Origin of the sequence: Burkholderia diffusa (assembly GCF_001718315.1) — a bacterium.
Lineage (GTDB): Bacteria > Pseudomonadota > Gammaproteobacteria > Burkholderiales > Burkholderiaceae > Burkholderia > Burkholderia diffusa_B.
The window spans coordinates 3,216,607-3,231,681 of sequence record NZ_CP013362.1 but is presented as its reverse complement, the minus strand read 5'-3'; the positions used below and the strand labels follow the sequence as shown (position 1 = coordinate 3,231,681).

General features: G+C 70.2%; 13 protein-coding genes and 1 pseudogene. 7 read left to right on the top strand and 7 right to left on the bottom strand.

Going from position 1 to position 15,075, the window contains the following annotated elements; genetic code table 11:
- Nucleotides 1-66: 66 nt before the first annotated feature.
- A complete protein-coding gene (locus WI26_RS14880) occupies nt 67-1,509 on the bottom strand; it encodes a coniferyl aldehyde dehydrogenase (protein ID WP_069226279.1) in 1,443 nt (480 codons plus the stop codon).
- Nucleotides 1,510-2,230: 721 nt separating this feature from the next.
- Between WI26_RS14880 and WI26_RS14875 the strand changes: the two genes are divergently transcribed.
- A complete protein-coding gene (locus WI26_RS14875; RefSeq protein ID WP_069226278.1) occupies nt 2,231-3,871 on the top strand; it encodes a GMC family oxidoreductase in 1,641 nt (546 codons plus the stop codon).
- A 43-nt stretch (nt 3,872-3,914) separates the two neighbouring features.
- Here WI26_RS14875 and WI26_RS14870 read toward each other — a convergent pair whose 3' ends face one another.
- Genes WI26_RS14870 through fliF form a run of 6 tightly spaced genes read right to left on the bottom strand, consistent with a single transcriptional unit; the run spans nt 3,915 to nt 10,740 of the window.
- On the bottom strand, nt 3,915-5,279 hold the full coding sequence (locus WI26_RS14870; RefSeq protein ID WP_069226277.1) for a flagellar hook-length control protein FliK: 1,365 nt from the start codon (nt 5,277-5,279) through the stop codon (nt 3,915-3,917).
- Between the two features lie 31 nt (nt 5,280-5,310).
- A complete protein-coding gene (fliJ, locus tag WI26_RS14865; RefSeq protein ID WP_059468600.1) occupies nt 5,311-5,769 on the bottom strand; it encodes a flagellar export protein FliJ in 459 nt (152 codons plus the stop codon).
- A gap of 5 nt (nt 5,770-5,774) precedes the next feature.
- On the bottom strand, nt 5,775-7,322 hold the full coding sequence (gene fliI, locus WI26_RS14860; RefSeq protein ID WP_069226276.1) for a flagellar protein export ATPase FliI: 1,548 nt from the start codon (nt 7,320-7,322) through the stop codon (nt 5,775-5,777).
- Nucleotides 7,316-7,999 (bottom strand): flagellar assembly protein FliH, encoded by a 684-nt coding sequence (fliH, locus tag WI26_RS14855; protein WP_059468598.1) that lies wholly within the window; start codon nt 7,997-7,999, stop codon nt 7,316-7,318. The genes fliI and fliH overlap by 7 nt, the downstream gene beginning before the upstream one ends.
- Entirely contained in the window at nt 7,992-8,987 is a 996-nt protein-coding gene (fliG, locus tag WI26_RS14850) for a flagellar motor switch protein FliG (RefSeq protein ID WP_059468597.1), read from the bottom strand. The genes fliH and fliG overlap by 8 nt, the downstream gene beginning before the upstream one ends.
- Nucleotides 8,977-10,740, bottom strand: a complete 1,764-nt coding sequence (gene fliF, locus WI26_RS14845; protein WP_069226275.1) for a flagellar basal-body MS-ring/collar protein FliF — start codon at nt 10,738-10,740, stop codon at nt 8,977-8,979. Before fliF ends, fliG begins: the two co-directional genes overlap by 11 nt.
- Nucleotides 10,741-10,990: 250 nt before the next feature.
- Between fliF and fliE the strand changes: the two genes are divergently transcribed.
- The 6 genes and pseudogenes from fliE to WI26_RS14815 all read left to right on the top strand — a co-directional run bounded on the left by fliE (nt 10,991) and on the right by WI26_RS14815 (nt 15,037).
- Nucleotides 10,991-11,335, top strand: coding sequence for a flagellar hook-basal body complex protein FliE (fliE, locus tag WI26_RS14840; RefSeq protein WP_059468595.1), 345 nt, complete (start codon nt 10,991-10,993; stop codon nt 11,333-11,335).
- A 193-nt stretch (nt 11,336-11,528) separates the two neighbouring features.
- Nucleotides 11,529-11,963, top strand: coding sequence for a flagellar export chaperone FliS (fliS, locus tag WI26_RS14835; RefSeq protein ID WP_069226274.1), 435 nt, complete (start codon nt 11,529-11,531; stop codon nt 11,961-11,963).
- Nucleotides 11,960-12,292: a flagellar protein FliT gene (locus WI26_RS14830; protein WP_059468593.1), complete on the top strand. Its 333-nt coding sequence runs from the start codon at nt 11,960-11,962 to the stop codon at nt 12,290-12,292. The genes fliS and WI26_RS14830 overlap by 4 nt, the downstream gene beginning before the upstream one ends.
- Nucleotides 12,293-12,367: 75 nt before the next feature.
- Nucleotides 12,368-13,546, top strand: a pseudogene (locus WI26_RS14825) (flagellar hook-length control protein FliK); the annotation flags it as partial.
- Between the two features lie 8 nt (nt 13,547-13,554).
- On the top strand, nt 13,555-14,034 hold the full coding sequence (locus WI26_RS14820; protein WP_330996128.1) for an EscU/YscU/HrcU family type III secretion system export apparatus switch protein: 480 nt from the start codon (nt 13,555-13,557) through the stop codon (nt 14,032-14,034).
- 268 nt (nt 14,035-14,302) lie between these two features.
- Nucleotides 14,303-15,037, top strand: a complete 735-nt coding sequence (locus WI26_RS14815) for a PepSY-associated TM helix domain-containing protein (protein ID WP_059468590.1) — start codon at nt 14,303-14,305, stop codon at nt 15,035-15,037.
- Nucleotides 15,038-15,075 lie beyond the last annotated feature (38 nt).

Sequence of the window (15,075 nt, the reverse complement as noted above, 5' to 3'; positions counted from 1 at the left end):
CAGCATCGCCGCGCGGCCATTCTGCGGTGGGCCGACGCACGTTGCGTGCGGCCCGCGCCGCTTCGCTCAGAACTTCAGCATCATCCTGATCACCGCGGCGAAGCGCTTGCCGTAAGGCGGCGCGATCAACCCGCGAGTATTCAGGCGCGCCTGCGTGAGCACGGGCTTCATCTTCGAGAACGTCACGAAGCCGTCGTAGCCGTGATACGCGCCCATCCCGCTCGCGCCGACGCCGCCGAACGGCAAACTGCCGCACGCGATGTGCAGCAACGCATCGTTGACCGTCACGCCGCCGGAGATCGTTTCGCGCATCACGCGATCGACCGTGCCGCCATCCTCGTCGAACAGGTACAGCGCGAGCGGTCGCGGACGCGCATTCACGTATGCGATCGCTTCGTCGAGTCGTTCGTACGGCACGAGCGGCAACAGCGGCCCGAAGATTTCCTCCTGCATCAGCTGCGACGCGGCCGGCACCTGCGTGACCGCACACGGCACGAAGCGGCGCGACGCGGGATCGGACGGCGCATCCGACAGCGGATGCAGTTGCGCGCCGGCCGCCTGCGCATCGGTCGCGAGCTGTTGCAGCCGCGCGTAATGGCGCTGCGACACGATCGTCGTGTAGTCGCCGTTGGTTGACAGGTCCGGATACAGTTTCGCGAAACGCGCGCGCGCGCGCTCGATGAACGCGGCTTCCATCCCGCGCGGCAGCAGCACGTAGTCGGGCGCGATGCAGGTCTGGCCCGCGTTCAGCGTCTTGCCGCCGATGATCGCGTCGACGGCCGCATCGAAGCGCGCGTTCGGGCCGATGATCGCGGGCGACTTGCCGCCGAGCTCGAGCGTGACGGGGGTGAGATTGTCGGCCGCGGCGCGCATCACGTGGCGGCCGACGTGCGTCGAGCCGGTAAACAGCAGATGATCGAACGGCAGCGCGGTGAATGCGGCGCCGATCTGCGCATCGCCGTTCACGACCGCGACATGGTCGCGCGAGAAGGTCTTCGCGATCAGCTGTTCGAACAGCGCCGACGTGCGCGGCGTCAGTTCGGACATCTTGACGATCGCGCGGTTGCCGGCTGCGAGCGCGCAGATCAGCGGTCCGGCCGCGAGCAGGATCGGATAGTTCCACGGCACGACGATGCCGACCACGCCGAGCGGTTGCGGCAGCACCTTCGCGCGTGCCGGCCGCAGCCATTTGTTCATCGGCTTGCGGATCGGTTTCATCCAGCGCTTGCCGTGCTTGAGCGCGTCGTCGATCTCTTCCTTCGCCATCCAGATTTCCGACAGCAGCACTTCCTGCTTCGCGCGATGCCCGAAGTCGGCGCTGATCGCATCGGCGAGCGCATCCGCGTGATCGATCAGCATCGTGCGCAGCGCGCGCAGGTGCTGCGCGCGGGTGTCCCACTCCGGGTACGGCGCGCGCAGGTAGGCCGCGCGCTGGTCGCGCAGCAGCGACGTCAGCGCATCGACCGACGGCAGCGCTTGCGGGGCCAGTTCGGGCATGTCGTTCTTCATGTCGTCTCCTCCAGTTGGGCGTGGCACGCGGGCCAGCAGTCAGGTCGCACGTACCCGCTCGATGAGCGTGGCGGGGCGGGTCAGGATGGCGCGCGTCGCATGGCAGGGCGCCGGATGCGATGCACGATCGAAAACGGGGCGGTGCATGCGGCAAGCGTCGCATCCGCGCGACGGTGCTCGCATCCGAAAACGGGATTGCACGGCCCGCGCGTACGGCTGGTTGCGATGTCCTGCCGGCACTCGACGGCACGCGGCGGGCACCTGCCTGCGCACCGAAGCAGGGCAGTGCGATACGCGCGGCGACGCGCACACCGGCAGGCCGTGCGGCGCGTGCGACGAGCCGTCCAAACGGTCGGCGATACGCGGCGTCGTTCGATTTCGGCCGGCCGCGCGCACGGTGTTGCACGTCGCCGTCCGGGCATCCGTTTGAAATGAAATGCGGGCCGCGCGCGGTGCGTCCGGACAACCCGGTCGGCACGCGGCCTGCAGAACGTCGCGCTGCATCGTCGTCTCCCCAGTTTCGCGACGGCGCGGCTTCTGTCGGCCGGTGCATCGCATCGCTTCAATCGATACATCTTAAATTTAGTTCACGCGGGCGTTTAGAGGAATCGCTCTTGAATCGGCGTGCCGCGCGCACGACGGCCATTCCTACAATGCCCGAACATTACAAGCGGGAGCCGGTCAGCGCCGGGCGCCGTTCATGACACGAAGGAGACGTGACATGCAATACGACTACATCATCGTCGGCGGAGGATCCGGCGGCTCGAGCCTCGCCAGCCGCCTCGCCGATGCATGCCCCGACGCGACGATCGCGCTGATCGAGGCCGGCTCGCACACGGAGCGCAACCTGCTCGTCAACATGCCGGTGGGGATCGCGGCGCTCGTGCCGTTCAAGCTCGGCACGAACTACGGTTACGAGACGGTGCCGCAGCCGGGCCTCGGCGGCCGCCGAGGCTACCAGCCGCGCGGGCGCGGGATGGGCGGCTCGAGCGCGATCAACGCGATGATCTACACGCGCGGCCACCCGGGCGACTACGACGAGTGGGCGCAACTCGGCGCGACGGGCTGGGGCTGGCAGGACGTGCTGCCGTATTTCCGCCGCGCGGAAGGCAACGTGCGCGGCGCCGATGCGTGGCACGGCGCCGACGGCCCGCTGACGGTGTCCGATCTGCGTTTTCGCAATCCGTTCTCCGAACGATTCATCCAGGCGGCGCACGCGGCCGGCTATCCGCTCAACAACGACTTCAACGGCGCGACGCAGGAAGGCGTCGGCTTCTATCAGGTCACGCATCGCGACGGCTCGCGCTGCAGCGTCGCGCGCGCTTACATCTACGATCGCAACCGGCCGAACCTGCACGTGATCACCGATGCGACGGTGCTGCGCGTGGGTTTCGACGGCAAGCGCGCGGTTGGCGTCGCGGTGTCGCGCGACGGGCGCGTCGAGACGCTCGGCGCACGCGCGGAAGTGATCCTGTCGGCGGGCGCGTTCAATTCGCCGCAGCTGCTGATGTGCTCGGGGATCGGTCCGGCAGAGCAGTTGCGCCGGCACGGGATCGCCGTCGTGCAGGACGCGCCGGACGTCGGCACCAACCTGATCGACCATATCGACTTCATCATCAACACGCGCGTGAATTCGTCGGAGCTGGTCGGCGTCTGCCTGCGCGGGATCGCGAAGATGACGCCGGCGCTCGCACGCTACTTCTCGAGCCGCACCGGAATGATGACCAGCAACGTCGCGGAGGCCGGCGGCTTCATCAAGAGCGATCCGTCGCTCGATCGTCCGGACCTGCAGCTGCATTTCTGCACCGCGCTCGTCGACGACCACAACCGCAAGATGCATTGGGGCTTCGGCTATTCGCTGCACGTGTGCGCGCTGCGCCCGTTCAGCCGCGGCACGGTCGCGCTCGCGAGCGGCGATGCGCGCGACGCGCCGCTGATCGATCCGCGCTTCTTCAGCGATACGCGCGATCTCGACCTGCTCGTACGCGGCGCACAGGCGATGCGCCGGATCCTGTCGCAGGCGCCGCTCGCGTCGCAGGGCGGGCGCGAGCTGTACACGCGGGCTGACCAGCGCGAAGCCGAGCTGCGCGCGACGATCGTCGCGCATGCCGACACGATCTATCACCCGGTCGGCACGTGCAGGATGGGCTCCGATGCGCGTGCGGTCGTGGATCCGCAACTGCGCGTGCGGGGCGTCGAAGGGTTGCGCGTGGTGGATGCGTCGGTGATGCCGACGCTAATCGGCGGGAACACGAATGCGCCGTCGGTGATGATCGGCGAGCGCGCGGCGGACTTCATCGTCGCGTCGCGCCGGGGCGTCGTGCCGCGCGGCGAGACGGCCGCGGCGGCGCACGGCCGCTGAGCGGCGCGCACCGGCACATACCGGCGCGCGAGCGACGCAATGCTCAGGCGAACGTATCGACGAGGCCCGCGCGGCTCACGGTCGCGCCGGCCGCTGCGGATTGCGCGACGTCGACCGGTGCATCGACGGCTGACGATCCGGCGCGCGCGCGCGATGGCGACCGGCCGCCGGCGAAGCTTTGCTGCGGGTTCTGCTGCTGCGACGCGAAGCCACCGTCGCTGACGGTCGTGCTGCCCAGGCCGAGCCCGCCCGCTTCCATCGCTTCACGCAGTTTCGGCAGCGCGGCTTCCACCGCGTCGCGCACCTGCGCGTGCTGCGACACGAACAGCGCGTGCGCGTGGTTGTCCGCGACGCGCAGCACGACCTGCAGCGGGCCGAGATCCGGCGGGTTCAGCGTCAGCTCGGCGCTCTGCTGGTGCGCATTCGACAGGAACACGACCTTCTGGCTCAGCGCATCCGTCCAGTCGGCCGTGCCGACGTGCGGCGCCAGCACGTGTGCGTTGGCCGCGGCGATCGAGCTTGCGGCGGGCGATGCCTGGAGGTTCGCCTGTGCGGCTGCCGCAGCCGTTGCGGCGGCAGCGACCGTCGCATCGGGGGCCGGGCTGGCGGTTTCTTCGACGGCCGCGAATGCATGCTGCGCGGCGGGTTGGGCCGTGGCACCGGCCTGCAGCGCCGTTGCGGTGGCTTGTGCGGGCGCCTGCTGCGTCGCGAGCGCGCCCTTCGCGTCGGCGAGCGTGCGGTCGAAAGTCGGGACTTTCGGCGTCGGCGACGCGCCGGCGGCCGATGCGGACGTCGTCGCCGCGGGCGCTGCCGCCGTCGCTGCCGTGCCGGTCGCGGGCATCGCGATTGCGCCCGCGCCGCCGGTCAGCTTCGCGAGCGCCGCCTGCAGCGTGTCGCGACCCGACACCGGCACGGCAGGCTCGGCGGCCGCATCCTTGCTTGCGTGAGTCGTCAGCGCGGCCGTGGCGTCGGCCTGGCCGGACACGGCCTTCGCTGTCGTGGCGACGGCGGTGGCAGCGGTATCGGCATCGGCCGGCGCCGCGTCGCTCGCGCGCGCCTGCAGTTGCGCCTGCACGGCGGCTGCCGCGGCGAGCGCGGCCGCGTCGGGATTGACGGGCGCGATTGCGGCTTCGGTCGACGGGTCGTCGTCGTGGCCGGCGGATTTCGTGCCGGCGGCGGAGGTCGACGAAGCCGGTTTCGTCGTGACGTCCGGCGTGCCGGCGGTTGCAGCGTCGCGCCGCGTGACGACGCTTTGCTTCAGCGTCTGCGCGAACGGCATGGCGGCCGGGCTGCTTGCGGCATCGTTGCCGGCGGACTTGGCGGAAGCGGACGAACCCGCGTCGCGGATCGCCTTGAGTGCGGTGCCGGCGGTGTCGAGCAGCACGCCGAGCAGTGGCAGTGGAGGCATGACGATTCTCTCGTTCGAAAGCGGTGAGCGGTTACGCCGAGCGGGCCGCATCGGCCCGCATGCGCAGAATCTTCGCGGCGTGTTCGTCGGCGTCGCGCTGTTCGCGCTTCGCCGTACGCTGCGCTTCCTGCGCGACGCCGCGCGCCTGCAGGATTTCGTATGAACCGACGGTGCGTTTCTTCTGTTGCCAGTTGGGGCGCGCCTCGTCGATGCGCACTTCAGCCGCGGCCAGCACGTTGCGCTGCTGCATGATCGCCGCGTCGAGCGTGTCGATGAACGCCTGGAAGTTGCGCCAGTTGCCGGCCGGCATGCCGCTTTGCGCGGACTGCGCGAAGCGCGCGTGGTATTCGTCGCGATAGCGCAGCAGCGCCTCGAGCTGGTCGGCGGCCGCGGTGCGGTCGCGCTGCGCGGTGCCGAGCTGCTTCGCGGCCGTGTCGAGATCTTCCTGCGCGCGATCGAGCAGCAGTTGAAGGGGAAAGCCGTGTGCCATCGTGGTCAGCCTCCGTGTACGTCGAACAGCGCATCGAGCGCGCCGAGGCTCGACGCGAATGGCGCGCATTCGCGAAAGCCCTGCTGCAGGAACGATTCGATGCGCGGGTAGAGTGCGATCGCGCGGTCGAGCTGCGCGTCGCGGCCGGCCGCGTACGCGCCGACCGCGATCAGGTCGCGATTGCGCTGGTAGCGCGACAGCATCTGCTTGAACTGCCGCACGCGGTCGAGATGCGTTTCGTCGATCAGCGCGGTCATCGCGCGGCTGATCGACGCCTCGATGTCGATCGCCGGATAGTGGCCGGCTTCGGCGAGCGCGCGCGACAGCACGATGTGGCCGTCGAGGATCGCGCGCGCCGAGTCGGCGATCGGGTCCTGCTGGTCGTCGCCTTCGGTCAGCACCGTGTAGAACGCGGTGATCGAGCCGCCGCCCTCGGGCCCGTTGCCGGTGCGCTCGACGAGCGCGGGCAGCTTCGCGAACACCGACGGCGGATAGCCCTTGGTCGCGGGCGGCTCGCCGATCGCGAGCGCGATTTCGCGCTGCGCCATCGCGTAGCGCGTGAGCGAATCCATCAGCAGCAGCACGTGCTTGCCCTGATCGCGGAAATACTCGGCGAGCGACGTCGCGTATGCGGCGCCCTGCATCCGCAGCAGCGGCGACACGTCGGCCGGCGCCGCGACGACGACCGAGCGCGCGAGCCCGTCTTCGCCGAGGATCTGTTCGATGAATTCCTTCACTTCGCGGCCGCGTTCGCCGATCAGTCCGATCACGATCACTTCCGCGCTGGTGTAGCGCGCCATCGTGCCGAGCAGCACCGACTTGCCGACGCCGGAGCCCGCGAACAGGCCCATCCGCTGCCCGCGGCCGACGGTGAGCAGCGCGTTGATCGCGCGCACGCCGACGTCGAGCACGTGGTGGATCGGCTCGCGATCGAGCGGGTTGATCGACGGCGCCGACAGCGGCGCGTCGACCTTCGATGCAAGCGGGCCGAGGCCGTCGAGCGGGCGGCCCGACGCGTCGACGACGCGCCCGAGCATTTCCCAGCCGACCGGCAGCCGCTTTGCGCCCGCGAGCGGATCGGCGACGGGTGCGGCCTCCAGCGGCCACACGCGCGCGCCGGGCAAGACGCCCGCGACGTCGGTGGTCGGCATCAGGAACAGGCGATCGCCGGAGAACCCGACGACTTCCGCTTCCGCATGCGGCAGCGTGCTGCCGGGCGGCAATTCGATCGTGCATTCGGCACCGACCGACAGGCGCAGGCCGATCGCCTCGAGCACGAGGCCCGCGGCGCGCGTGAGACGCCCGCAGGGCCGCAGCGGCAGCGCGCGGTGGCTGCGGGCCGAGAGCCCGCTCAGGTGCGTGCGCCAGTGCGCGATGTGCGGATTGTGCGGCGCGCGCGGCGTGTCGGCCGCGGCATCCGCCGCATGCGCCGGCGCGTCATGCGCGGCGCCGTGCGGACTCTCGGGGCCGAACGACGCGAGCGCGAGCTCGCGCTCGAGCGGCGTCATGCCGTCGTACAGGATCGATTCGGGCGTCGGCGCGGGCGTCACCATGCGCTCACCTTGCCGATCGCGGCGGCGACGCGCTGCCAGCGAGTGGGCAGCGTCGCGTCGACTTCGCCCGTCGCGGCGTGCGCGCGGCAGCCGCCGCGCTCGATCGATGCGTCGGTGCGCACGTTCCAGCCGAGCTTGTCGAGATCGTCCTGCAAATAGGCTTCGACGACGGGCAGGTCGGCCGGATTCACCGCGAGATGCGGCGCGCCGGACAACGCCGGTTCGGCAGCGAGCACGTCGCGCACGGCCGCGACGAGCGCGGCGGGATCGTGCTTCACGTGCTGGCGCACGACCTGCTGAGCGATGTCGAGCGCGAGTTGCGCGAGGTCGGACGCGAGATCGTGCTCGGCGCTCGACACGGCTTCGCGGAACGACGCGGCGAGCGCCGCGAGCTGCGCGGCCTGTTCGCGGGCTTCGGCCTGGCCGGCCTCGAAGCCGTGCTCGCGGCCCTGGTCGAAACCGGCCTGGTAACCCAGCGCCTGGCCTTCGACGTGACCGGCCGCATGGCCTTCGGCATGCGCGGCGTCGCGCACGCGCTGCAGTTCCTCGGCGAGCGCGGCGGCGGCCGCGGCCGCGTCGTCGGGCGGCGGCGGGGGCGGCGGCGGATCGAACGACGCCATCTCCCACCGCTGGTACGCGGTCAGGGTGCCGGCGCGGTCGCGCGCGGAATCAGACATATGCGTCTTCCGCCTTGCCGCCGATCACGATCTGACCGCTCTCGGCGAGGTTGCGCACGATCTGCAGGATGCGGCGCTGCTGCGTCTCGACTTCCGACACGCGCACCGGGCCGCGCGCGTCGAGATCCTCGGCGAGCAGCTCGGCCGCGCGTTGCGACATGTTCGCGAGGAATTTCTGGCGCAGCGCGGGCGGCGCACCCTTCAGCGCGATGATCAGCGTTTCCGATTCGACTTCCTTCAGCACCATCTGGATCGCACGATCCTCGAGGTCGAGCAGGTTCTCGAACACGAACATCTGGTCGACGATCTTCTGCGCGAGGTCGGCGTCGTACTGGCGCACGCTTTCGAGCACGCCTTCCTCGTGATTGCTCGTCATGAAGTTCAGGATCTCGGCCGCGGTGCGGATGCCGCCCATCGGGCTGCGCTTCAGGTTGTCGCTGCCGGACAGCAGGCCGGTCAGCACGTCGTCGAGCTCGCGCAGCGCGGCCGGCTGGATGCCGTCGAGCGTCGCGATCCGCAGCATCACGTCGTTGCGCAGCCGTTCGGTGAAGCACGACGCGATCTCGGACGCCTGGTCGCGGTCGAGGTGCACGAGGATCGTCGCGATGATCTGCGGATGCTCGTTCTTGATCAGTTCCGCGACGGCGGCCGAGTCCATCCACTTCAGGCCCTCGATGCCGCTCGTGTCGCTGCCCTGCAGGATCCGGTCGATCAGCACGCCGGCCTTGTCCTCGCCGAGCGCCTTGGTCAGCACCGAGCGGATGTACTCGCTCGAATCGAGCGACAGCGCGGTGTGCTGTTCGGCTTCCTTCGCGAACTCCTGCAGCACGCCTTCGACCTGCTCGCGCGTGACGTTCTTCAGCGCGGCCATCGCGGCGCCGATCTTCTGCACCTCGCGCGGCGCGAGGAACTTGAATACTTCAGCGGCCTCTTCCTCGCCGATCGACATCAGCAGCAGCGCGCTCTTGGTCAGGCCTTCAGCGTTCATCGGACACCCAGTTCTTCACGACGGTGGCGACGATCTTCGGATCCTGGCGGGCGATCGTGCGCGCGTAGTCGAGGTTGCGTTCGTAGCGGTTCTTTTCGTTCTCGAAGCCGAGCAGCAGCGGATCGGGCTCGTCCGCCTGTTCCAGCGCGGGCAGGCCATCGAGCGCGACCGGATCCTCCGGCGCCGCGAGTGCCGGCGCGGCCGGCTCGGGCGGCGGGAACGCGCGGCGCATCGCCGGGCGCACGAACATGAAATAGAGCGCCGCCGCGGCCGCCGCGATGCCGAGCCACTTCGCGGCTTCCTTCGCCATCGCGATCATGTCCGGCTGGCGCCACCACGGCAGGTCGGCGTACGGATCGCTGACGGTCGAGAACGCGCTGTTCACGACGTTGACCGAGTCGCCGCGCTTCTCGTCGTAGCCCATCGCGTCCTTCACGAGCTGCTCGATCTGCGCGAGCTTCGCGGGCGGCAGCGGCTGCATCGTCACGTGGCCCTTCGCGTCGGCGACCGGCTGGTAGTTCACGACGACGGCGACCGACAGCCGCTTCACGTTGCCCATCGGCTGCTCGACATGGCGGATCGTCTTGTCGAGCTCGTAGTTGGTCGTCTGGTCCTTGCGGTCGCTGACGGGCGTCGACTGCGGCCCGCTCTGGCCGTTGCCGGCGACGATCGGCGCGGAAGCCGGCTGCGGCGGCGTGTTCGACAGCGCGCCCGGCACGCCCGATGCGCCGCCCTGCGCGAGTTCGGTCGCGCTGCTGGTCTGCTGGCTGCGGATCGCGGCCTGCTGCGGCGTGCCGTTCGGGCCGTAGCTTTCCGAGGTCTGCTCGAGCTTCGAGAAATCGATGTCCGCGCTGACCTGCGAGCGCGCGTTGCCGGCGCCGAAGATCGGTGCGAGGATCGCGTCGATGCGCTTTTGCGTGTTGTGCTCGACCTGCTGCACGTACTTGAGCTGGCTCGCGTCGAGGCCGGTGGCCGACGCGGTCTGCGTCAGCAGGTTGCCGTCCTGGTCGACGATCGTCACGTTCTTGGCCGGCATGTCGGGCACGCCGGACGACACCATCCGCGTGATCGCCTGGACCTGGCCCTCGTCGAGCACGCGGCCCGGGTAGAGGTCGACGAACACCGACGCGCTCGGCGCTTCCTTGTCGCGCACGAACACCGACGGCTTCGGGATCGCGAGATGCACACGCGCCGTCTTCACGGCATTGATCGACTCGATCGTGCGTTGCAGCTCGCCTTCGAGCGCGCGCTGGTAATTCACCTGCTCGGCGAACTGGCTGATGCCGAATTTCTGGCTGTCCATCAGCTCGAAGCCGACCGAGCCGCCCTTGGGCAGGCCCATCGCGGCGAGCTTCAGGCGCGTTTCGTGCACCTGGTTGGACGGCACGAGGATCGCGCCGCCGGCGTCGGCGAACTTGTATGGAACGTTTGCCTGCTGGAGCGCGGTAATGATCGCGCCGCCGTCGCGGTCCGACAGGTTGCTGTACAGCACGCGATAGTCGGGCGCGCGGCTCCATAGCACGAGCGCGGTGATCGCGGCGATGGCGAGCGCGACGGCGATCACGAACGGCAGTTTCGGGTTGCCCTTCATCCGCGTGATGCCGGGGATGCGTTCCGCGAAGCCGCCGAACCCGAAGTCCGCGCCGGCGCCGCCTGCTCCCGGCAACGCGGCGGCCGCGGTGGCGCCTGGCACCGGGCTGGCGAGGCCCGTGCGGGCGTCGGGGTTGATCAGCGAGTTGGCCTGCGAATCCATGCGTGGAATTTCTCCGGAGCGGGACGACTGAGCCGCTCGGACGAGCGGACGGACAATGACACGATGCGATTATCGGGACCGGGGCCGGACTCCGATCGACCGAAAAGAGCGGGGTTTCCCCCGTACTTTCGCGGCTTTGGCGCGCGCCGCGCTGCTATCCTTTTTCGCGATCCGGCATGGTGCGCGTCGTGCGGCGCCGCCTGACCGCCCGGCGCGTCCGGGTCTCTTTTCTTATATGTATGGGGACAGCATGGCTGCCAACGTCAGCGGAATCGGTTCGGTGTTGCAACAGATGCAGGCGATGGCCGCGCAGGCGAGCGGCGGCCTCGCGAGCCCGACGGCGGCGCTCGCCGGTTCGGGCGCGGCGACGGCCGGCACGTTCGCGAGCGCGATGAAGGCGTCGCTCGACAAGATCAGCGGCGACCAGAAGCACGCGCTCGGCGAGGCGCAGGCGTTCGAAGTCGGCGCGGCGAACGTGTCGCTGAACGACGTGATGGTCGACATGCAGAAGGCCAACATCGGTTTCCAGTTCGGGCTCCAGGTCCGCAACAAGCTCGTGAGCGCATACAACGACATCATGCAGATGTCGGTGTGACGCGACGGGCACCCGGGGACGGCCATCCGGGGACGGCCATCCGGCGCCGACGGGCCACCCCGGGGGCACGGCCAGCCGGCGGGCCGTGCGCCTAAAGCTTTTCAATTCCCTTCCGATAACTCTGGAACAGGGCCGCGTCGTGCATCGCAGGGCGGCGGCCACCGCATAGCCAACGCATCACAAGGAGAAGCGCATGTTTTCCCCAGGACACGCTGGAGCCAGTGCGTACGCGCGTGTCGGCGTCGAGACGGGGGTGATGGGCGCCTCCCCGCACCGGCTGATCGCGATGCTGTACCAGGGCGCGCGCCAGGCGATCGCACTCGCGCGCATGCACCTGCAGCAGGGCAACGTGCCCGCACGCGGCGAGGCGATCGGCAAGGCGATCGGGATCGTCGAGAGCGGCCTGCAGGCGTCGCTGAACCGCGACGCGGGCGGCCAGATCGCCGGGCGCCTCGACGCGCTGTATACGTATATCGTCCGTCGCCTGCTGGAAGCCAACATGCACTCGAGCGACGCGATGCTGGTCGAGGTCGACGGGTTGCTCGCGACGCTCGAGGAAGCATGGACGGGCATCGCTCCGGAAGTCGCGCGCATGGCCGCGCAACAGGCGGCGGGCGCGGCACGATGAATCTCAAGGCCGAATACTTCGCTCGCTACGAGGCGCTCGCGGCCGTGTCGAGCCGCATGCTGTCAGCGGCGCGCGGCGCGGACTGGAGCGCGCTGCCGGAGTTGCAGGCCGAATTCCTGCGTCTCGTCGACGGGCTGAAGGAGGCCGATCCGGGCGTCGCGCTCGACCAGGCGGACCTCGGCCGCAAGCTCGGGCTGATCCGCCGCATCCTCGCCGACGACGCCGCGATCCGCGATCTCGCGAGCCCGGACGTTGCGCGGCTGTCCGCGCTGTTCGAGGCGCGGCGCTCGACTCAGGTATTGACCGATCTCTACCGCGCTCGCGGGTAGTGCCCGTTTGCCGGGGCGGCGGTTGCCGCGTGCCCGGCTTCGCAACGATGTGGCTGAGGTGAGCAGGCTCCGATCATGACCGGTATCGACTCCGTTGCGGCCGCCCTGCTGGCGAGTCGCCTCGACAGCCTGCTGACCGGCCCCGTGACGGCGCCCGCCGGCGGCGGTGCGACCGTGCAGGTCGGCACGCCGGGCACCGGCGCGCCGTTGCCGTCTTCGACAGGGGCCCCGCCGGCGCCGCCGCCGGCATCCGCGCAGACCGCGCTGTCCGATGTCGCGCTCGTGCTCGACGCGATCTCGCGCTCGGGCGGCGTCGCGACGCCCGTGATCGCCGGGCGCACGCCGCTGCTGGCCGATCCTGCCGTGCTGTTGGGCACGGCGGCGGCCGTGCCGCCGGACGTGCAGCCGGCCGCCGGTCCGGTTGCGTCCGCCACCACGCCCGCCAGCGCCACTTCCGCGTCCGACGTTGCAGCCGCGCGCGATGCGGCGACCGCGCCGCCCGTCGCGGCGCTGCGTGCGGCGCTCGCGCGGGCCGTGAGCGAAAGCGGCCTCTTTTACGAATCCCATCTCGCGCAGTGGCTGGCCGGCCAGCGCCCGCTTGCAGCGCTGATGCGCGAACCGCAGGCGCGCCTCGCGACCGCGCCGGTGCAGCCCGCCCCGGATGCCGCGCAGCACGACGCACCCGACGTGCTCGACGAACTGCTCGCGCAGCGCCTGCCGCTGCCGACGGTGGCGCGAACCGCCGCGCAGCCGGGCGCGTCCGCGCCGGGCGGTGCGGTGCCGCGCGAGCTTGCGCAGAACGCGGCTGCCGCTCGGCAAGGTGCGGCGACGGCCACGGCCGCGACGACCGACCCGCTCGGCGAGCGCCCCGACGCGCGCTGGACGCCCGCGCGCGCCGAACTGGCCGCCGCGTCGGCCGATCCGCAGGCGCCGGCTCCCGTGCATCCTGCCGCCGTGCCGATCGTCCGACAGCAGCTCGATGCGCTCGCGACCGACCAGTTCCGCTGGGCGGGCGAGGCATGGCCCGGCGCACGGCTCGACTGGACGATCGAGCCTGACGATCCGGGCGGGCACGCGTCGCGCGGCGCTGACGACGCAGGGAACGGGATCGCATGGCGCACGCGGCTCACGCTCACGTTGCCGTCGCTCGGCACGGTCGACGCGGAGCTGGTGCTGAACGGCGCGCAGCTCGTCGCACGGCTGCGGGCGAATTCGGCCGGCGCCGACCGGCTTACGCGGAACGAGGCTGCGTTGCGGCAACGATTCGAGGGATCGGGGCTGCAGCTGGGCGGACTGTCGATCCGTGCGGTCGGCGACGAACCGGACGGCTTCGACCCGCTCGTCGCGCAGGCCGCCGCCGCCGCGTATGCGCGCAGCGCGGCCGGCGGCGGCACGCCGGGCGCCGACGGCGAGGTGCCGTGATGAGCATGACGTCCCGCAAGCGCGCGGCCGCGCTGGTCTACGATCCGAAGGGGGGGGATACCGCGCCGCGCGTGGTTGCGAAAGGCTACGGCCTGCTCGCCGAGATGATCGTCGCTCGCGCGCGGGATGCCGGGCTGTACGTGCATACCGCGCCGGAGATGGTGTCGCTGCTGATGCAGGTCGATCTCGACGACCGGATTCCGCCGCAGCTTTATCAGGCCGTCGCCGATCTGCTGGCGTGGCTGTACGCGCTCGACCGGACCGAGCCGGAGCCGGGCGACGCCGCGCCGCACTTTCCGCTACCGCCGCTGCGCCGCTGAGCGTTCGCCGGCCGCGTTTTTTCTTGCGAAATGCTGTCCCGGCCTTTCGCGATCATTTCGCCGGCATTTCTCTTCCATTGACCCTGATCGGCGTGCAATTCGCGGGCTTTTGTCGGCTATCGCCGGATTTTGCCGTCGGCGCGGCATGCGCAGAGGATTGAGCGGCCGCGTCAATTATGTAATGATACCCATTCTCATTTTCATGTTATCCGGGCGGCGCATGTTTTCCGTGCGCCGCCCGTTGCTTTGAACGAATGGACATTCTCGCGTGAACGCGCCCGACACGATCGCCCCGCCGCAGGCGGGCAGGCCCCCCGCGGGCGTCACCGTGCTGCATCCGGCCGCACGGCCCCTGAGCGATGCCGAACTGGCGGCGCGCCGCCAGCGCTCGCGCCGCGCGACCTTCATCAAATGGCTGCGCAAGGTGCATGGCTGGGTCGGGCTCTGGGGCGCGGTGCTCGGGCTGCTGTTCGGCGTGACGGGCGTGCTGCTCAACCACCGTGCACCGCCGCTGAAGATTCCGACCGGCGAGCCGCAGGTCGAGCAGATGCAGATCGCGTTGCCGGACCCGGCGCCGAAGTCGCCGGCTGCGATGACGAAGTGGCTGCAACGCGAACTGCACTTCGACGGACGGCCCGGCCGCGTGCGCAAGGAGCCCGCGCAGCCCGTCGCCTGGGGCGACAAGCGCGTGATGCAGCCGGAGCATTGGCAGATGGGCCTGTTCGGTCCACATCAGAACCTGCAGGCCGAATACTGGGTCGGGAATGGCTACGTATCGGTGAAGCGCACCGGAAATACGTTCCTGACCACGCTGAACAACCTGCATCGCGGCGTCGGCATGAATCTCGGCTGGGTGCTGCTGATGGACACGATCGCGGGTTCGCTGATCCTGTTGTCGCTGACGGGCGTGCTGCTGTGGACGGAGCTGAACAAACGCCGCACGGTCGGCGTCGTGCTGGTGGTCGGCTCCGTCGCTGCGGCGCTTGCTGCGGGTCTCGCCTGATTCGACCAGCGACGCGCGCCGGTTTCCCGCCTGCGCAT